The sequence below is a fragment of the Bacillus toyonensis BCT-7112 genome, from assembly GCF_000496285.1.
Classification (GTDB): domain Bacteria; phylum Bacillota; class Bacilli; order Bacillales; family Bacillaceae_G; genus Bacillus_A; species Bacillus_A toyonensis.
The window spans coordinates 728,790-748,102 of record NC_022781.1 but is presented as its reverse complement, the minus strand read 5'-3'; the positions used below and the strand labels follow the sequence as shown (position 1 = coordinate 748,102).

The 19,313-nt window shown below is 36.7% G+C and carries 16 protein-coding genes; 12 read left to right on the top strand and 4 right to left on the bottom strand.

The annotated features are described in order from the left end of the window. The first annotated feature begins 37 nt into the window (after nt 1–37). On the top strand, nt 38–7,510 hold the full coding sequence (locus BTOYO_RS03785; RefSeq protein ID WP_001116423.1) for a DUF7507 domain-containing protein: 7,473 nt from the start codon (nt 38–40) through the stop codon (nt 7,508–7,510). Between the two features lie 52 nt (nt 7,511–7,562). Here BTOYO_RS03785 and BTOYO_RS03780 read toward each other — a convergent pair whose 3' ends face one another. Further along, a complete protein-coding gene (locus BTOYO_RS03780; RefSeq protein ID WP_000966319.1) occupies nt 7,563–8,120 on the bottom strand; it encodes a CatB-related O-acetyltransferase in 558 nt (185 codons plus the stop codon). Nucleotides 8,121–8,259: 139 nt separating this feature from the next. Between BTOYO_RS03780 and BTOYO_RS03775 the strand changes: the two genes are divergently transcribed. From BTOYO_RS03775 to BTOYO_RS03740, 8 genes are all read left to right on the top strand, one after another. Beyond that, nucleotides 8,260–8,601 carry an ASCH domain-containing protein gene (locus BTOYO_RS03775; protein ID WP_001268354.1) on the top strand — a complete coding sequence of 114 codons (342 nt, stop codon included), beginning with the start codon at nt 8,260–8,262 and terminating at the stop codon, nt 8,599–8,601. Beyond that, on the top strand, nt 8,598–8,993 hold the full coding sequence (locus BTOYO_RS03770; protein ID WP_000986157.1) for an NUDIX hydrolase: 396 nt from the start codon (nt 8,598–8,600) through the stop codon (nt 8,991–8,993). The genes BTOYO_RS03775 and BTOYO_RS03770 overlap by 4 nt, the downstream gene beginning before the upstream one ends. Nucleotides 8,994–9,079: 86 nt before the next feature. After that, the gene (locus tag BTOYO_RS03765; protein WP_000070943.1) at nt 9,080–9,700 is read left to right on the top strand and encodes an acetate uptake transporter; all 621 of its coding nucleotides are present in this window, start codon (nt 9,080–9,082) and stop codon (nt 9,698–9,700) included. Between the two features lie 138 nt (nt 9,701–9,838). Beyond that, on the top strand, nt 9,839–10,282 hold the full coding sequence (locus BTOYO_RS03760; RefSeq protein ID WP_001062761.1) for a flavodoxin: 444 nt from the start codon (nt 9,839–9,841) through the stop codon (nt 10,280–10,282). A 16-nt stretch (nt 10,283–10,298) separates the two neighbouring features. Beyond that, nucleotides 10,299–11,198, top strand: coding sequence for a WD40/YVTN/BNR-like repeat-containing protein (locus BTOYO_RS03755; protein ID WP_000449503.1), 900 nt, complete (start codon nt 10,299–10,301; stop codon nt 11,196–11,198). A gap of 216 nt (nt 11,199–11,414) precedes the next feature. Then, nucleotides 11,415–11,615 carry a cold shock-like protein CspB gene (cspB, locus tag BTOYO_RS03750; RefSeq protein WP_001179148.1) on the top strand — a complete coding sequence of 67 codons (201 nt, stop codon included), beginning with the start codon at nt 11,415–11,417 and terminating at the stop codon, nt 11,613–11,615. 188 nt (nt 11,616–11,803) lie between these two features. Next, nucleotides 11,804–12,649 (top strand): exonuclease, encoded by an 846-nt coding sequence (locus BTOYO_RS03745; protein ID WP_000786409.1) that lies wholly within the window; start codon nt 11,804–11,806, stop codon nt 12,647–12,649. Nucleotides 12,650–13,034: 385 nt separating this feature from the next. Further along, complete coding sequence (locus tag BTOYO_RS03740) at nt 13,035–13,382, top strand: hypothetical protein (RefSeq protein WP_000609017.1); 348 nt, start codon at nt 13,035–13,037, stop codon at nt 13,380–13,382. Between the two features lie 451 nt (nt 13,383–13,833). On the opposite strand, the gene BTOYO_RS03735 is transcribed toward BTOYO_RS03740, so the two are convergent. Together BTOYO_RS03735 and BTOYO_RS03730 are read right to left on the bottom strand one after the other, a co-directional pair. Beyond that, nucleotides 13,834–14,925, bottom strand: coding sequence for a DUF3900 domain-containing protein (locus BTOYO_RS03735; RefSeq protein ID WP_000345051.1), 1,092 nt, complete (start codon nt 14,923–14,925; stop codon nt 13,834–13,836). A 114-nt stretch (nt 14,926–15,039) separates the two neighbouring features. Beyond that, complete coding sequence (locus BTOYO_RS03730; RefSeq protein ID WP_000283716.1) at nt 15,040–15,366, bottom strand: hypothetical protein; 327 nt, start codon at nt 15,364–15,366, stop codon at nt 15,040–15,042. A gap of 381 nt (nt 15,367–15,747) precedes the next feature. On the opposite strand from BTOYO_RS03730, the gene BTOYO_RS03725 reads away from it, so the two are divergent. After that, nucleotides 15,748–16,659, top strand: a complete 912-nt coding sequence (locus tag BTOYO_RS03725) for a VanW family protein (protein WP_000488649.1) — start codon at nt 15,748–15,750, stop codon at nt 16,657–16,659. A gap of 174 nt (nt 16,660–16,833) precedes the next feature. After that, the gene (locus BTOYO_RS03720; RefSeq protein WP_000249862.1) at nt 16,834–17,742 is read left to right on the top strand and encodes a VOC family protein; all 909 of its coding nucleotides are present in this window, start codon (nt 16,834–16,836) and stop codon (nt 17,740–17,742) included. Between the two features lie 47 nt (nt 17,743–17,789). Here the strand turns inward: BTOYO_RS03720 and BTOYO_RS03715 are convergent, their stop codons facing one another. Next, complete coding sequence (locus BTOYO_RS03715) at nt 17,790–18,308, bottom strand: GNAT family N-acetyltransferase (RefSeq protein ID WP_001100446.1); 519 nt, start codon at nt 18,306–18,308, stop codon at nt 17,790–17,792. Between the two features lie 312 nt (nt 18,309–18,620). On the opposite strand from BTOYO_RS03715, the gene BTOYO_RS03710 reads away from it, so the two are divergent. Further along, nucleotides 18,621–19,298: an MgtC/SapB family protein gene (locus BTOYO_RS03710; RefSeq protein ID WP_000052098.1), complete on the top strand. Its 678-nt coding sequence runs from the start codon at nt 18,621–18,623 to the stop codon at nt 19,296–19,298. Nucleotides 19,299–19,313: the final 15 nt, after the last annotated feature.

Sequence of the window (19,313 nt, the reverse complement as noted above, 5' to 3'; positions counted from 1 at the left end):
AGAGCACTTTTTACTATAAATGAAATGAGATGATTACGTGCCTTTTATGAATCGCTTTACAACGACAGTTACTGGTGCCGTCACGTTCACTGGGAACACGTTGGGACTCAGTCCTACATCTCCTGCACCAGGCAATAATTTCGGTACGATTGATGTATTTACTACGGTAAATACATCGCTTCAAGTGCCAGGATTCCCAGCAGGAACGACAAATGATTGGCGATTAAATTCTGCAAGTGCAATTTTGAACCTTCCAGCAGGGAGTAGTGTCTTATACGCAGAACTTGTGTGGGCTGGCACATACCGGACTGATACGGAGGATGTTACTGCGTTTTTAAATGATAATATTACCTTTACAACACCAGCGGGGACATTTTCTGTTACACCAGACCCAGCAACTGCCCAGCAAGGTTCAGTAGGGAAGCAGTTTTATTATAGTCGTTCTGCTAACGTAACGAACCTTATTAGTGCAGGTGGGGCTGGCACATATACAACAGGTGCCGTGCCAGCTGCAAGAACTTCAGCTGATTCAACAATTAGTCGTTCGGTTGGCTGGACGCTTGAGGTAGTTTATCAAAATGTGAGTTTACCACTAAGGAATTTATCGGTGTATGCAGGACAAGAAATTATTGAGGCATCATCACCACCAGTAGATGCTGTTATTTCAGGTTTTGCAACGCCGTCTACGGGAACAGTTACAGGAAGAGTACTTGTAACTGCCCAAGAAGGTGATGCTAACATTGTTGGAGATCAACTTCGTTTTGGGCCGAATGCAAATGCTACAGTTACTTTATTCGGACCGAGAAATCCTGCAAATAATTTCTTTCAGTCACAAATTTGTAATGACAATGGAAATTTAGATACGAGCGGAACATTTGGAAATCTGAATCAGCCGTTAGGAATAGCTTTAGCGATCCGAAGACAAGGGTGGGATATTACGAATGTAGATGCCTCCTCATCTTTAGTAAACAATCAGACGTCAGCAACTGTTCGCTTTGTCACAAATGGAGATGGATACGCTGCAGCTGGTTTTGGTGTTCAAATTGATGCAACAGGTCCAATCATTAATCCTGTTAAATCGGTAAATAGAACCGTTGCAGGGGTAGGGGATACTCTCACCTATACGATTACGGTCCCGAATACAGGAACAGGAAGTGCAGAAAACGTTGTATTACAAGATAGTATTCCGAACGGAACTACATTCGTAGCAGGTAGTGTAACGGTAGGTGGAGTAACGCAACCGAGTGCGAATCCCGCGAATGGAATTAATTTAGGTACAATCCCAAATAACACGCAAAGAATTGTTGCATTTCAAGTTCGAATAACATCGTTCCCGAACCCAAATCCTATTCCAAATCGTGCAATGGTGTCATATCAATTCCGTCCTTTTGTCGGTAGTGCCCCTATTACAAGTACGTCTTCTTCAAACACAGTACAAACGACAGTGAATCAAGCGACTATAAGTATGCAAAAATCTGTAGATCTACAGACGGCAACTCTTAATGATGTATTAACGTACACAGTTAATGTGACGAATAATGGGAATGTTGCTGCAAACAATGTTATTTTTGTTGATAGTATCCCTGCAGGAACAACATTTGTAGCTAATAGTGTTACGGTTAATGGAGTAGCACGTCCAGGAGCGAATCCATCAAGTAGTATTAATCTTGGAAGTATTAATGCATCGCAAACGACTGTAGTACGCTTTCAAGTACGAGTGACATCGAACCCTCTTGTCAATCCAATACCGAACCGTGCAAGTGCAACCTTTACCTTTACCCCAGTGCCTGGTCAACAACCAATTTCAGGTCAAGCGACGAGTAATACCGTAGTTACTACAATTAATATAGCTGATATAAGAACGAGAAAAACAGTGGATAGAGCTTTTGCGACAGTGAATGACGTTCTTACGTACACCGTTACAATTGAGAATACAGGAAATGTACTTGCGACGAATGTTGTTTTTCAAGATCCAATCCCAATTGGAACGACTTTTATTGCAAATAGTGTGACTGTAGATGGGGTTTCGCAACCTGGGGCAAATCCAGCGACTGGGTTTGCGGTAGCAAATATATCTCCCGGCGGAAGTAGGACAGTGACTTTTCAAGTACGAGTGACATCTACGCCATCAGGAGGTACGATTGCGAATCGTGGAAATGTATCTGCTAATTTCGTCGTTAAACCAAATCAGCCGCCAGTAACGATTAATAGACAAACGAATACTGTAGTGACACAAGTTAATACGGGTGGTTTAAATGTAATAAAAGAAGTGAATACAACGCAAGCGGCAGTAGGAGACACTTTAACATACACAATTGCCGTCCAAAATACAGGAAATGTTCCGTTAACAAATGTGCTTTTCCAAGACACTATTTCTTCCGCTGTTTCTTTCGTTGCAAATTCTGTAACAATTAATGGAGTACCGCAAAGTGGATTGAATCCGAATACAGGATTTTCTCTTCCAAATATTCCTGCGGCTCAAACAGTTGTAGTCACATTTGAAGTATTAATTGTACAGGATCCAGAAAATGAAGATATTTTAAATCAAGCAAATGTAACAGCAAGTTTTCAAGTGAATCCGAGCGAACCGCCAGTAACAATCAATGTACCGAGTAATATTGTGAATACAACTGTACAATCAGGGAATTTTGAAGTTGTGAAAGCAGTGAATACAGATGTTGCAACGGTAGGGGATGTTTTAGTATATACAATCGAAGTTATAAATGCAGGTAGTGTACCAGCTACAAATGTATTTTTCCAAGATTCAATTCCACAAGGGACATTATTTATTGAAAATAGTGTAGTTGTTAATGGTGTTTTACAAGAAGGGGCAGATCCAGAACTTGGATTCCCATTAAATAATTTGCCTACTGGTGCGAGTGTAATTGTTACTTTTGAAGTATTAATTGATGAAATTCCCCAAGGAAATAATGTCGTAAATAATGCGAATGTAACTGGAGATTTCCTTGTAAATCCGACAGAGCCACCGATTACTGTAACAGTACCAAGTAATACTGTTATGACAGTCGTGAATTCTTCAGGGTTAAATGTAATGAAAAGTGTAAGTGCTACTGAAGCAGGTGTAGGAGATACGTTAACGTATACAGTTCGTATACAAAATAGTGGAACAGTAGCAGCGACAAATGTATCATTCCTTGATCCAATTCCATCTGGAACAACGTTTGTAGCAAATAGTGTAACAATAAATGGAACGCCTCAGCCAGGTTTAAACCCAACAACTGGATTTCCACTTGCTAATATTCCAGTAGGAGGGATGGTAACAGTTACTTTTCAAGTGACGATCACGAGTGTACCACCAAATAGAGTTCTTCCGAATAATGCGAATGTAACTGCTGATTTCCAAGTAAGTCCTCTGCAGCCACCAATTACAATTGTAACGATTAGTAATATTGTTGTGACGCGAGTAAATGTAGGATCAATTAATGTAATAAAGAGTGTAAACACACCGCAAGCAGGCGTAGGAGATACGTTAACGTATACAATTCTTATTCAAAATACAGGAACTGTTCCTGCAACGAATATTATTTTTCAAGATCCGATTCCTGTTGGAACTGCGTTTGTAGCAAATAGTGTGACGATAAATGGAGTTGTTCAGCAAGGCGCGGATCCTATGGCAGGTTTCCCAGTACCAAATATTCCGGTCGGACAAACGGCTACGATTACGTTTCAAGTTACAGTGACGAGTGTTCCGAGCGGTGGAAATATTAGAAACCAATCGAACGTTACTGCAAGTTTTCTTATAAATCCAGCAAACCCTCCAATAACGACTGTTACGAATAGCAATTTTGTCGTGACACAAGTAAACACAGCACAGTTAAATATACAAAAATCTTCATCTGTACAACAAGCGGCATTTGGAGAAACTTATACGTATTCTGTTGTCATTCGAAATAACGGCACAGTACCAGCGACGAATGTTTCTTTCATCGATCCAATTGCTCCAGAAACAGCATTTGTCGCAAACAGTGTGACGATAAATGGAATTTCACAGCTTGGTTTAGATCCGAATATTGGTTTCCCGCTTCCTAATATTGCAGCTGGGGCATCAGTGACAGTAACGTTCCAAGTTACAGTAGTTACGCCATCCCCACGCGGAGCAGTATTAAATACGGCATCTGCTACAGCCACTTTCTTATTAAATCCTTTACAACCACCTGTAACAACGACAAATTCAAGTAATACGACAGTAGTTACAATACCGTTACCTCCTCCTGGTGAAGTAACAGCAACAAAAGCAGTTGACGTTGCGACTGGGGCTGTTGGAGATGTATTAACGTATAGCGTGCTAATTACGAACGTAGGAATTATACCTGTTACAGATGTACTCTTCCAAGATGTCATTCCGGAAGGAACGACATTTGTCGAAAATAGTGTAACGATAGGTGGGGTTCAGCAATTTGGTTTAAATCCAGAAATAGGATTTACTGTTACTCCATTATTAATTGCTGGTGGAAGTATTACGGTAACATTCCAAGTGACAATTACAGAGATTCCAGATAATGAAGTCATATTAAACGATGCTGACGTTACATTTACTTCACAACCGAATCCGCAGGAACCACCGATTACGGAAACGATATTAACGAATTTAGTCGTTACGACAATTAATATAGCGTTTATTTTTCCGTTAAAACTAGTAGATAAAGAAGTAGCGACTGTAGGAGAAATTTTAACGTATGATGTATTGATTTTTAATTTTGGAACAGTGGCAGCGACGAATGTTCAATTTATAGATACTACTTCCGCGGGTGTAGCATTTGTACCAGGAAGTGTGAGCATAAACGGGGTACCGGCACCAGGATTAGATCCTTTCATTGGTTTTACAGTTCCAGATATACCTGTAGATGATTTTGTACTTGTCACATATCAGGAGACGGTAACGAGCATACCAGAAGGTGGTACAGTTGTTAACTTTGTAGACGTTACCGCGACATTTGCTGTAAGTGAAACAGAACCACCTATTACTGAAACGACGACAAGTAACACGACATTAACAGAAATAAATGAATCTGGTTTGAATGTATTAAAATCAGTGAGTCAGCCGATTGTTGCAGTAGGGGATACAATCACCTATACAACAGTAGTTCAAAATACAGGGACAGTGACAGCAACGAATGTTCAATATAGTGATGTATTACCTTCTTCTATAGCATTCGTGCCGAACAGTGTAACGATAGACGGTGTGTTACAACCTGGATTCAATCCGAATAATGGATTCCCGCTTCCAGATATAAATCCAGGTGAAAGTGTAGAAGTAACATTTCAAGTAACAGTTGTTAGTGTTCCATCAAACGGAACAATTGTCAATACGGCAAATGTAACAGGTAGCTTTGTATTAGTACCAGGAGAACCACCAGTTATAGTAAACCAACCGAGCAATACAACACTCACAACTGTCAATAGAGGACAATTTAATGTTATTAAACAAGTAAATAGAGCGGCTACTCTCGTTGGAGATGTATTAACGTATACGGTTCAAATAACGAATACAGGAACAGTAATAGCTAACGATGTTCAGTTTGTTGATACGATTTCAGCAGGAGCGTCATTTGTACCAAATAGTGTAACGGTAAATGGAGTTTCGCAACTAAACTTAAATCCGATTACTGGCTTTGGAGTTGGAGATATACCAGTTGGTGAAACGGTTATAGTGACGTTTCAAGCGACAGTTACAACCATCCCGTCATCAGGAACAATTACGAACGTTGCAAATATAACAGGAAGTTTTACTTTAGTGCCAGGAGAACCACCGGTTATAGTGACAGATCCGAGTAATACGACTATAACAAGAATAAATAGAGGACGTTTCAGCATTATAAAATCTGTAAATAAAGAAGCGACACGTTTAGGAGATACGTTAACGTATAGTGTGCAAGTTACAAATACGGGAACGGTAACAGCGACGAATGTTCAGTTTATCGATGTTCCATCACCTAGTTTAGAATTTGTTCCTGGAAGTGTACAAATAAATGGGATTCCGCAAGTAGGTTTAGATCCTTTTGTAGGCTTTTCATTACCGGATCTTGCAGTAGGGGATAGCGTATTAATCACATTTGAAGTAAATGTAATTTCAATTCCGCCTTCTAGTAGCATTATGAATACAGCGAGAGTAACTGGTAATTTCGAATTGATTCCAGGAGAACCACCGTTTACAATTACCAATTCAAGTAATACGACAGTCACACCAGTAAATAGAGGCAGTTTAGATATGCTGAAAGAAGTAGATCATTCAATTGTTGGAGTAGGAGAAACGGTAACGTATCGTGTTCGTATATTAAATACTGGTACGGCTGACGCAATGAATGTTCAATTTATTGATGTGCTATCTCCGGAAGCTGTTTTTGTACCAAATAGTGTAACGGTAAATGGAGTAGCGCGTCCGGGAGTAAATCCGCAGGTTGGATTTACGATTTTGGACATTCCAGTCGGTGAGACGGCGATTGTAACATATGAAGCTACGATTACGAGTTTTCCAGATGGTGGTACAGTAGTGAACGTTGCTGGGGCATCAGCAGAATATATTTTAGTACCAGGTGAACCGCCAGTTACAGTGATGGACACGAGTAATACAGTTATTGTAACGGTAAATACTGCAATCTTATTTGTTGCAAAAGGAGCAAACTTTGAAGTAGCAATGGTAGGAGATGTTGTCACTTACGGCATTGCCGTCATAAATGATAGTACAGTTCCTGTGACGAATATTGTTTTAACAGATATCATTGATCCAAATACGTTATTTATAAATGGCACGGTAACGGTAAATGATGTACCTCTTCCATTTGCCAATCCGAATACGGGTATTCCGTTAGGTGATTTTCAGCCAAATGATGCGGCAATTATTAATTTCCAAGTTGTAATAACGGGAGGACAAATAAATAATTTAGTTACAAATACTGCTACAGCGACTGGGCTCGCAACTGTAAATCCGAATGAGCCGCCTGTAGTAGTTGAAGGTGATAGTAATACAGTTGTTATCCCGTTTATCCCTCAAAATGTCTCAACGACAGTCGTAAAAACGGCAAATCTTCAAACAGCAACAATTGGAGATGTCATTACGTTTACGACAGTCATTACAAATACAGGTGATACTGTCATGCAAAATATTCGTTTTCAAGACATGTTAGATAGTAGTGTTCGATTTATCCCTGGAAGCGTAATAGTCGATAGTGTTCCATTACGAAATGTAAGTCCAGTATCAGGGTTTCTTATAGGAAATTTAAATCCGGGTGAAGCGCGGACAGTTTCGTTTCAAGTAGTAGTTCAGAGCGCACCAAGTGGTTCAGGAAATTATATTAACCAAGCGAGTATTCGCTTTGAACATCAAGTAGGTACAGTATTGCCACCTGTTACACAAATAATAGAAAGTAACATGGTAGTCATCCCATTTGTTCCAACGATAGAACAAATTTGCGAAACGAACTTTAATTGCTTAGATAAAATTCCATTTCAATGTTCTCCATGTAATCACTTACAAATAAATAAAAAATAAATACCAAAAGAGCATCCTGTAAGAATAGGATGCTCTTTTTTATGTGTATCAATCATGTAGATTCTTTTTCGGGTGAGGTGAAAAATTCATTGGTTTTGTTGGAGAGTAGAAATGGAATAGCTCCTTTTATGACAGAAATATCCCAGTCCCACCATGCAAGTTTTTCTAGTTTTTCAATGGTTTCTTGTGAAAAACGATAGCGAACTAGTTTGGCAGGGTTCCCAGCTACAATTGCATATGGAGGTACGTCTTTTGTAACTACACTCTTTGCGCCGATAATGGCCCCGTTACCAATTGTAACACCAGATAAAACGCAGGATTGATAACCAATCCATACATCATTGCCGACTACGATATCACCTTTTGATGAAGGATGACCAGTAATATGTGCTCCTTCATCGAAGAGAGCATTAAATGGGTAAGTCGTTATCCAATCAGCACGATGCTCGCCGCCAAGTATGAAAACGACTTCTTCTCCTAATGAACAAAACTTACCTATTTTCAATTTCGTTTCATCATTCCAAGAAAAAATAGTTGGACCTACTTTACTATAAGTATAATCACCAATATCATATTTACTATATTCAGGTTTTTGATTTAAATATAACATAACAAATTTAGCATCCTTTCTAAAGCAAGTAATGGATATGGAACATTATATGCAAGGTGGAGTAAGGCGAACTGTGTTGTATGAATTAGTAAGATGTAAGTATGTTAGTAGAGAAAATGAATAACGGGGAGTGGAGTGGATGAGATACGAAATGGGGTTATATAATAAACCTTTTCAGTCAATTCAATCAGGAAAAAAGGTATATGAAGTACGCTTATACGATAAAAAACGTCAACTTATAAAACAAGGCGATGAAATTGTATTTACGAACCTTACGACAGCAGAAACGATGGTTGTAAAAGTAACGGAAGTAAAGCGATACGAAAGCTTTAAAGAAATGTACGAGCAAATTGATAAAAAGTTATTGGATTGTGAAAATGATAGTTTAGAGGAAATGTTAGAAAGTACATACAAAATATATACGAAAGAACAAGAAGAAAAGTGGGGAACAGTTGCGGTTCGTATTGAGGTAATAAAATGATGAGAAATCGCGGCGTGGCTATTATTGTACAGGATGGAAAAATTGCTCTAATAAAACGTGTTCGAGACGATGAAGTATATTACGTTTTTCCAGGCGGTGGAATAGAAGAAGGAGAAACATCGGAAGAGGCAACGAAGCGAGAGATATACGAAGAATTAGGGTTACATATAGAAGTAAAGCACCTTATTACAAAGATAAAGTATAAAGGTACCGAATATTATTATGAAGCCTATATTACGGACGGAGTATTCGGAAGCGGAAAAGGTGAGGAGTTTAAGCAGAAAGATAGAGGTTGTTATATTCCGTTATGGATACCGATAAATGAGTTGAAAAATGTGAATATAAAACCTTACGAAGTGGTCGAAAGTATATTCGATTATTATAAGATGTAAGGTCTGACAACATACAAAAAAAACCATTGACATAGCCTGCTGATTTAAGTATTGTATTCGAGTATGTTTATAATCAGGAGGTTTATATGAGCAATCAAACTACTACACATCATGTGAAAATGACAACAGCAGATCCATCTGGAATCGGTCTATTTGGATTAGCAATGGTAACACTTGTAGCATCATCTCAAAAGTTAGGTTTAACAGATGGCGTTTCACTTGTATTACCATGGGCAATCTTTTTAGGGGGATTTGCACAAATCTTTGCATGCATTCACGATGCAAAGCATAACAACACGTTCGGTACGACAGCATTTGGTGCGTACGGCCTGTTTTGGTTAGGTGTTGGAATGACTTGGTTAATTCAACTTGGAGTATTCGGCGAAAAATTAGCCCAAACTGCAGATTCAAAACAGCTTGGTGTAGCCTTTATCGGATATTTAATTTTCACAATCTTTATGACGATTGGTGCAATGGAAACACATAAAGTATTATTTATGATTTTCGTACTTATTGATTTCTTATTTATTGGTCTTTCATTAAGTACTTTAGGTGTTATGCCGCACGCAATGCATAATTTAGCAGCATATTCTGAACTATGTATTTCATTATTATCTTTCTATGGTTCAGCCGCAGCAGTGTTAAATACACACTTCGGAAAAGTTGTTTTACCAGTTGGAAAGCCATTTGGTATTTTTAAAAAGTAATAAAAAGCACAGGTGATTGTATAGTCATCTGTGCTTTTTTGTATGGAATAAATAAAAATGAAAAATATAATTGAAATTGATTCTCATTATTAATATAATGAGAATGAGAATCATTCATTGCAAGAGGGGGATGCCAAAGTGGCGAAAATTTTAATTGCGTATGCGAGTATGTCAGGAAATACAGAGAGTATTGCTGATTTAATAAAAGTAAGTTTGGATGCTTTTGATCATGAAGTAGTATTGCAAGAGATGGAAGGCATGGATGCTGAAGAATTGCTAGCTTATGATGGAATTATTTTAGGATCTTATACGTGGGGCGATGGTGAATTGCCGTTTGAGGCAGAAGATTTCCACGAGGATTTAGAAAATATAGATTTGTCAGGAAAAAAAGCAGCTGTATTTGGATCAGGTGATACGGCATATGAACTGTTTTGTGAAGCGGTGACGATATTTGAAGAACGTCTTGTAGAACGCGGTGCAGAACTTGTACAAGAAGGATTGAAAATTGAATTATCTCCAGAAGATGAAGAGGATATTGAAAAATGCAGTAATTTTGCAATTGCATTTGCTGAGAAGTTCTAAGAATGGGAGTGTCAACGTGGAGACAATGTTAAGTGCAACTGCTATTACAAAATTAAGAGATGGAAAACTTATGTTAGCTACTACATATGATGGCTTATTTATTGAACAAGACGGAGAATGGAAACAGATTTTAAATGGCTTTCAAAAACGAATTCGGGATTTACATAGCGTAGATAATATAGTTTATGGTGTAGGCGACGAAGGGACTTTTATTCGTAGCATGAATGGTGGAGAGAACTGGACAATTCAGCGTTTTCCAACAAAAGCAACGAGTTGGAATGTGTGTAGTAATGTACAAGGAACTGTCATTGCTCATGGAGATAAAACATTGTATCTTTCTAATAATTTCGGTTCTACATGGGAGACCATTCATCCATTTCTTGATTATGGCAGTGATGCACCGTCTATTCGTTCGTTATTCTTATATAAACATTACTTATTTATTGGTACGAAAATACATGCGAAATATGGTGGTGTTTGGCTTTTTGATTTAGAGAAACGTAAATTAAAAAGAATTAAAATAGCGATGAATCAAATGATTTCTGCGTTGACTCTACATAATTCTTATCTAGTAGCAGCAAGTGGATCGTGTAAAGGAATTGGTGGTAATATTTCTTTTTGTAAAATAGATGAAAGTATTGAGAATGAAAAACTATATTGGCATACATGTCAAAGTGAGCAGAAAGCTAGTAGCTATTTAGACTTAAGTGTAGATCAACATGTGCTATATACGACTTCAACGCAAAATAAGGCGGGCGTTAGCACGGTTTGCCGTGTGCATCTTAATGAAGGGATTGTTACAGTATGTGACTCGGTTAAAGGGCATGGTTGGCGCATTGTTAATCAAAAAGAAGGCTATGTTGTAGCTGGATCAGGTGAATCAAAAGCGATGCAGTGGAAGAAAAAAGTTGTTTAGCAAAAAAAACTTTGCTTTTATTATATTGATATGATATAGTATGTTTAAACCATTTTACTTTTAATAATATAGAGATTTAAATGAGCTGTAACTTCCGAGGAGGATAGCAATGTTAAATCTCCTCAGGGGTTGCAGTTTTTTAATGTCTGGTTTATTATTGTAAGGTGGTTGAAAATGAATATGTACATATAGGTACATTGTAGGAGGATTTTTTTCATGCAAAACGGTAAAGTAAAATGGTTTAACTCAGAAAAAGGTTTCGGTTTCATCGAAGTTGAAGGCGGAGAAGACGTATTCGTTCATTTCTCAGCTATCCAAGGCGACGGCTTCAAAACTTTAGAAGAAGGTCAAGAAGTTACTTTCGAAGTAGAACAAGGTAACCGTGGACCACAAGCTACTAACGTTAACAAGAAGTAATTTTTGAAAAAAAGAAGGGCTCGCCCTTCTTTTTTTGCGTTCTTATTGAATATCCTCCAATGTACATATGATAATAAGACTGAATTTTTGTTTTTTATACGAGGTATTTCATGCATAAAGTGTATGAATAAATAGATACTGAAAATAAAGTATGTGTGTGAAAAGGATTTTAGAAAGAGGTAAATAAATTGAAAAACGCTACACATTTTATTGTGTTTGATATAGAGAGAAATTTTAGGCCGTATAAATCAGAAGATCCGTCAGAGATAGTTGATATCGGAGCTGTAAAAATAGAAGCAAGTACAATGAAGGTAATTGGAGAATTTTCGGAGTTAGTAAAACCGGGTGCACGACTTACTCGTCATACGACAAAATTAACGGGAATTACAAAAAAAGATTTAATTGGTGTAGAGAAATTCCCTCAAATTATAGAGAAATTTATTCAGTTCATTGGAGAAGATTCTGTATTTATTTCATGGGGAAAAGAAGATTATCATTTTCTATCTCATGATTGTACATTACATGGCCTAGAATGCCCGTGTATGGAAAAAGACAGTAGATTTGATTTGCAAAAATTTGTTTTCCAAGCGTATGAAGAATTATTTGAGCATACACCAAGTTTACAATCTGCAGTAGAACAACTCGGTTTAACGTGGGAAGGAAAGCAGCACCGCGCTTTAGCAGATGCTGAGAATACAGCAAATATACTTCTTAAAATATATAGCGAGAGAGATATTAATAAGCGATACAAGAGACATGGTGAGCTTGAACTTGTAAAGAACGGAAAACTAACAGAAAAAGCGAAAAAAAAGATGCGAAAATGGGTGTTTAAAGAACTGAAGAAACATGCAGAACGACCATTTGTGTGGAGTACATTTGAAAGTAGTGAAACGTGGGAAGGTATAACGGAAAGGTATTATATAAGTGAAAATACAGTAGAACTTCTGAAAAAACATTTCCCTACAGCGGTGAGAAAAGCGGAGCGGCAGCTTAAATATTTGGCTGAGATGGAGGAGAATGCACAGTCTAGGTGACATTCTCCTCCATTTCTAGCTATATAAATTTAAAGTCATCGTATTGACGGATGAGTAAAGTATTCAAATTTAATTAGGAATCAATTTGTTGTTGTAATTTGGCTATTATAATTGCTTTGAAAATTAAGGCGTCGTAAGAATTTTAAAATATATTAATAAAATAAGAGCTCATAAAAATGAAAGAGGGTACAGTTAAATGGAAGCAATCTTTAACATTTTAACTGTTTTATTTTTTATATTATATTCACATCACTTTTTATTTTTATTACACTTCCTCTTATAGTAAAAAGGAGTTAGAAAAAGCTTAATATATCTTTAAACCGCGGTGGATTAAAGATTAAAATTGAAGAGTAAGATAAGCGTTATATATATGGGAGATGCGATGATGATAAATTTGGATATCAAAGATATTAACGTAAAGATGGAATTAAACGGTGTCTTTTGGAATGAGGATAGGATTGCTGAAATGATGGTGACTACAACAGCAGAACATTCTCTTATTCTTCATATATTAGTTGACTTAGAAAATAAAACTATTTGTGCGATGAGTGCCACGATAGTGAATGGGTTCTGCCCTCTGTGCAAACAGAGAAGGGACGAATGCAGTGAACTTAATGACCTACAAAATAAAATGGATATTTTAGAAGAAGCCTACGATTGGGTGAGAGAGCATCCAGAATATCGTTTTCAATTATCTTTTTACGAGTACAATAAATTTGAGGTAGTAAAGTGAAATTTTTATTTTAATAACATACATAGTGACTATAAGGAAAAACATCAAAAACTTATAGAAGGACTGGGTCTATTAGTAAAAAGTGAAAAAATTGTAGTACGTTGTATACAAGAACATATTGAAAAGGATATTTCAACTGGAAATATGTTTGTACAACAAGGAACGAATTTATTTAGATACTGCAACAAATTTTATCTTAAATCAAAAAAATTTAATAAATAAGCACATCTTGTTATAAAGCAGAGAAACCGATTCTTAGTAGAATCGGTTTTTAAAGTAAACGTCAAGTAAGTCCAAAATAAAAGAGCGCTTTGTTAATAGCGCTCAGTAAAAAAATAGTTATAGGGAAGCATTTATTCAATGTTAGAATCGAAATTTTTAGTATTGTGTGGTCTCATTTGTAGACACATAGTTGTTATTTAAAACATGTTTATTGGTTACTTGATTTTCTTTATTCAACCCCGTTCGGATCATATGAAAACTGTTGCTTATTCTCAATCCGCTCAATCACATCTTGCAACTCATCTGGCTTCAGAAACTCAATAGGAGAGAAGCCTTTTTCAAACGTAAGTGTATCAGCCTCAATCATTAATACGTATCGGTCATTTACCTTCGCGATATGTATTTGATCTCCGAAATCAGCAAGCAGGGCCTTCACAGAGATATGATCTGCTTTTAGCTTTAATTCCACTTCTGGGGCGTGCTCGACGATTTGAGCGGTAGCTTCCATTACTTCTTCGGTTGAAAATTGTTCCATAATCTCCCGCTTCGGACTGGTAGCCCATACTTCCATTGCTTGGTCGAATTGTTCGCGTTCTTCAGTACCTTCTTCAAATACATCTTCAATTTGGTCGTATACCATGTCCATTACTTGTGTTTTCATAATTTCAGGCATAGAGCGTTCGTATTCGACGAATTTTAAGAAGTCCTCGAAGTAGCGGGCATGTGATGCTTGGTGTATTTTTAGTTCGCCTACTTCAACCATACCTTCTTCAGGCATGTACGGATATTGGATAGATTTCATATTCTTCGTTGTGATGGCCATTTCAACGTTACGAATAAGCGTTGATTCATCTGAAATAGAGGCAACTTTCGGTTCAAAGTCACATTTCATAACGAATACGAACGGGTCATCAAAGTATTTACGTAGTTTTGCTTGAGCAATTAAAAATACACCACCACGAACAGCGCTTGTGTCAAGATATGTATAAACGAGAGGCTCGCTCATATCTTTGAAGTTTTCTTTTGTTTCTGCAAAACGAATACGATTAAATAGGTTGTAATGAGGGTTTGAATCGAGTTCGTGCCCTTCTTCTACAATAAAGCGCCCAATCTTTGTTGGGGCTTGTTCCGTTTTGGCATGACGTTCTACTTTTCGCTTTGAAATTTTTAATAATTCACCATTCAAAAATTCTTTTAAAGAGCTATCTTCATATTCTTCAGCGTCTAATGTTTGAAAATGTTTATAGCGTTTATCAACTGCTTCACCTTTTCCTTCTACTTGTACAACATAAAAAGAAAGATAATTTATTTCAAAATCCATATTTATCACCTTGTTTCATTTCATTAACTCTTATCAGTATAGAGATGGAGAAAACTTTCGTCAATTTATATAAGGAAGGGAAGACCCTTCCTTATATATTTTTTATTTTCAAAATTAAAATCCGTCTTCTAGCGCTGCAAATGGAATGTTAAGTCTGTTTTCTACTGTACGTAAACGTTGGTTTAAGCGATTTAGTCTACGTGTATGGCGCTCAACAGTATTTTCTAATTGACGTACTCTTTGCTCAAGCTCATTTACTCGTCGTTCTAGTTGACGGTTTCCAGTACCAGGGAAAGAGATTGGAAGTTGAAATTGTCTATTTTGGTCATATGGATTAACTTGTTCTGTTTGATCTATATATTGTTGGTATTGTGCTTGTAAATCATATTGAGGCTGATAACCGTATTGGTTATATGGATCATATGGATTGTAGGGATACATAAAAACGTCCTCCATTTCTTTAAAATAGGTTAAATACACGATACTGTATGTGTAAAAGCGGAGCAGTGGCACGGCAAATACCTAAATATATTTACGTGATTTACTTTTATAAATAAGAACAGGGAGTTGTTACATTTGTTTTTCGTTTATTTAATGGTATATAATGGATAGAAGGGGAGAGGTTACATAAAGGTTACAAATTTGCTAAACTTACATTTTCATAAAAATATGTATAGACATTTACAAAAGAAAAGAGTAATTTAAATAGAGTAAAAAATAACTTGTAACATTTTATAAACATATTGTAAAATGATTGTAACAAAACATACATAAAAATGAAATAATACATAAAAGCAGTGTTGGGGAAAAGGAGAGAGTATATTGTTCCGTAAAATAAAGGGTATTTTAGTTGGGGTGCTATGCGTAGCTGTAGTGAGTGGTTGTGGTACAAAAGTAAGTGATGTTGCATTAGTAAGTGATATTGGTGGACACACTGTCGCGGCTAAAGCAGAAGTGCAGGATTCTATTAGTTTAGTTGATAGTCGAACAGGTACTGAAGTGAAAAAAATAGATTTGTCTAGTTTAGGCTATTTTGAAGACGAAGCAAAATTTAAAAAATCGGTAACGAAGGTTGCTAGTGAGGTTGGGAAAACCGTTGATAAAAAGATGGTTCCATCACGTATAGCACCTGATGGAAGTTGGCAAGAAGGAAAACCTTCTTATGAATTAATGGAAAAAGAATTAGTAGATAAATTGTTAAATGTTGGTATGTGGGATTCTTCATATCAGTTACCAATCACAGAGAAAAAGCCTACGGCAACATTAAGTGATGCGCAAGGAAGTGGTACGGTAATTGGTAGATATGAAACGAATTTAGGTGGATCAACAGGTGGCCGTATTGAGAATATTCGTTTGTCAGCGGCGAGCATAGATGGAGTTGTATTAGCAAAAGGAGACCGCTTCTCTTTTAATGCATTAATCGGTGATACAACGCCAGATAAAGGATATCAATTAGGAAAAGAAATTGTAGATGGTAAATTAGTAGATGGATATGGTGGAGGTGTTTGTCAAACATCTTCGACTTTATACAATGCAGCAGATCAAGCTGGTTTGAAAATGGTAGAGAGAACGACGCATTCTAAAACAGTTGGTTATGTGCCACAAGGAAGAGATGCTACAATTGCATATCCATACTTAGACTTAGTATTTGAAAATACGAACGACGCACCTGTGAAGCTTTATATGGGCATTCAGGGCGGAAAGTTAGTTGCTGAAGTACATAAAATGAGATAAGAGTTATAAAGTCACTTTTTCTGAAAGTTAGAAGAGGTGGCTTTTTTATTAAGAAAATAAAAATATGCATAAATTCTGACTTTTCTTATTTACATAGGGTGATTTTGGTTGTATTCTTCATAGTAACGGTTATATGTAATGGAAAAATATTGGGATAAGGAGATGGAGTTATCCATGGTACAAATTCATCCGAAAACACGTATTGGTCATGTTGCATTTAAAGTGAAAGATTTAGAACGTCAAATTGCTTTTTATGAGAATGTAGTAGGCTTAGAAGTAATTAAACAAGAGGGGAATAAAGCGTATTTATCTGGAAAGGGTGGTAAGAATACGCTGCTTGTTCTTGAAAAGTTGGAGGATGGGGCACTACAAGAACCACGTACGACTGGTATATATCATGTTGCTTTTTTAGTTCCGACTCGTGAAGCTTTTGCTTCGGCACTATTTGGGGTTCTTCGTAATAAGAATGTAATTGATAGCCCGGCTGAACAAGAAGGGCGTTATACATATTCAAATGAAATTTTACCAATTTCAAGGTTTAATAGTGCAAGTGATCATACGTATAGCGAAGCGTTTTATTTACAAGACTTAGAGGGTAATGGAATTGAAATATATGCAGACCGCCCGCGCGATCAATGGGGAGAAGGACCAGGAGGAAGTACGCCGCTTGATTTAAAAGCATTGGCAACGCTCGTTGATTATGAGTTTGCTGGTTTACCTGCTGATACTGTCGTTGGACACGTACATTTACGAATAGCTGATGTAGAAAAGTCACATGAGTTTTATGTAAAGACGGTAGGCTTTGAGGTACAGCAGCGTGAAGAGGATTGCTTATTTATTTCGGCAGGAGGCTATCATCACCATATCGGTGCAAATACGTGGAACGGAGTAAATAATCCGCACCCACCAACACATGCAACTGGACTAAAGGTATATACGATTGTACTACCGCATAAAGAAGCGTTAGATGAAGTGAAAGAAAGATTAATAGAAAAACAACATGAAATAAATGAAACTACAAATGGATTTACAGTAGTAGATCCAAGTGGTATTACAGTACAGTTTGAAATAGAAGTAGCATAAAACAAGCCAGAAAGTGTGTAATCACTTTCTGGCTTGTTTTTAATTATTCATAGTTCAATCCAATACCTTCTTACAATATTTCCATCTTCCTCAATGAAATCATCATCACGAAGCCCGCCGTTATGTAAGATTGTTTTTTCTGATCCTGTATTCACTTCGTCACAAACGACAAGTACTTTCTCGATGTTTAATTCCTTCGTTTTTTCTAGCGATAACTCTAATAACTTCGTAGCATAACCTTTTCTTCTTTCAGAAGGGCGAATGCCATAACCGATATGACCTCCAGCGTTAAATAAATGTTCGTTTAAACTATGACGTATATTAACAACTCCTACAATTTTATTTTCATCTGTAACGAGCCAATACGTAGAGTCTGGTACCCAAGATTCAGGAAGGTTTACTCCGTTATGTGCATCGAGTAATTCTTGAATCATAGCCGGAAAGTTAGAAGGGGCCTTTGAAATAACCCACGGAATCATCGTTTCACCGCTATCTTTCCATTCGTTATAAAAATCTAAGTATTCTTCTTGTAAATCAGTAGTAGGTGTAATCAAAAAGACATTCATTGCTAGTAAGCTCCTTTTATTTATGTTTTATTTCACAAAAATCAAGGTAGAAAATGAAAGCGTTTTCCGACTTTCTCAACCTCATTTCTTGCACTTCATATGCAATTTTTAACTGAAGATAAGTAAGGTGTTGAACTTAAAGGTTTTTTTTATGAGAAATAGGTTATCTTGTTTATGCTAATATTTAAAATATTAGCATAAAAGAGTTGGAATAGTAAGTGAATTTTGATGGAATGTTTTTATATCGATAAATGGATGTGTGTGATAATTTTTGTTTTATCCATCTATAATGAATGAAAGGGGGAAGTGTTCGTGAGCTTACATATTGATTTTATTTTACGAATTGGTATTGCTGGTTTATTAGGAGCAATGATTGGTATTGAAAGGGAAATTCGATCAAAAGAAGCTGGATTAAAGACTCATTTCCTCGTAGCGGTAGGGAGCGCTTTACTAATGGTTGTTTCGAAATATGCCTTTTCAGATATTATGTTTGAAAATCATATGTCCCTTGATCCAAGTCGTATTGCAGCGCAAGTTGTTAGTGGAGTAGGTTTTTTAGGTGCAGGTACAATTATTATTCAAAAACAGGTAGTGAAAGGATTAACGACAGCGGCTGGTTTATGGGCTACAGCAGGAATTGGATTAGCAATTGGAGCGGGTATGTATGTAGTAGGGATTGGAGCTACGATTCTCGTTTTAATTGGGTTAGAGATTGTAAGTCGTATTTTTAAAGTGCGATTTTTATTTCCGCAAAATATAGCAGTGCAAATTTGTATGAATAAACATGAAACGATACAACAAATATTAGAGAAGCTTCATATGAAAGGTATTCCAATACTTTCATATGAAGTGGAATCTTTACAGCAAGATACAGGTGTAGTTTATAAGGTAGGAATGCAGCTGAAAAATATATCACCTGAAGAAAAGAATGCATTCATTCAATATATACAAACATTACCAGAAATAACATTTGTAAAGTTAAATTCATAGCGTTGAAAAAGAGGT

Bases quoted from the DNA above. Each gene is read 5' to 3' on its own strand.
- BTOYO_RS03715 (WP_001100446.1), bottom strand. From the start codon at position 18,308: ATGAATGTCTTTTTGATTACACCTACTACTGATTTACAAGAAGAATAC.
- BTOYO_RS03770 (WP_000986157.1), top strand. From the start codon at position 8,598: ATGATGAGAAATCGCGGCGTGGCTATTATTGTACAGGATGGAAAAATT.
- BTOYO_RS03730 (WP_000283716.1), bottom strand. From the start codon at position 15,366: ATGTATCCCTACAATCCATATGATCCATATAACCAATACGGTTATCAG.
- BTOYO_RS03780 (WP_000966319.1), bottom strand. From the start codon at position 8,120: ATGTTATATTTAAATCAAAAACCTGAATATAGTAAATATGATATTGGT.
- BTOYO_RS03720 (WP_000249862.1), top strand. From the start codon at position 16,834: ATGGTACAAATTCATCCGAAAACACGTATTGGTCATGTTGCATTTAAA.
- cspB (WP_001179148.1), top strand. From the start codon at position 11,415: ATGCAAAACGGTAAAGTAAAATGGTTTAACTCAGAAAAAGGTTTCGGT.
- BTOYO_RS03735 (WP_000345051.1), bottom strand. From the start codon at position 14,925: ATGGATTTTGAAATAAATTATCTTTCTTTTTATGTTGTACAAGTAGAA.
- BTOYO_RS03775 (WP_001268354.1), top strand. From the start codon at position 8,260: ATGAGATACGAAATGGGGTTATATAATAAACCTTTTCAGTCAATTCAA.
- BTOYO_RS03740 (WP_000609017.1), top strand. From the start codon at position 13,035: ATGATAAATTTGGATATCAAAGATATTAACGTAAAGATGGAATTAAAC.
- BTOYO_RS03765 (WP_000070943.1), top strand. From the start codon at position 9,080: ATGAGCAATCAAACTACTACACATCATGTGAAAATGACAACAGCAGAT.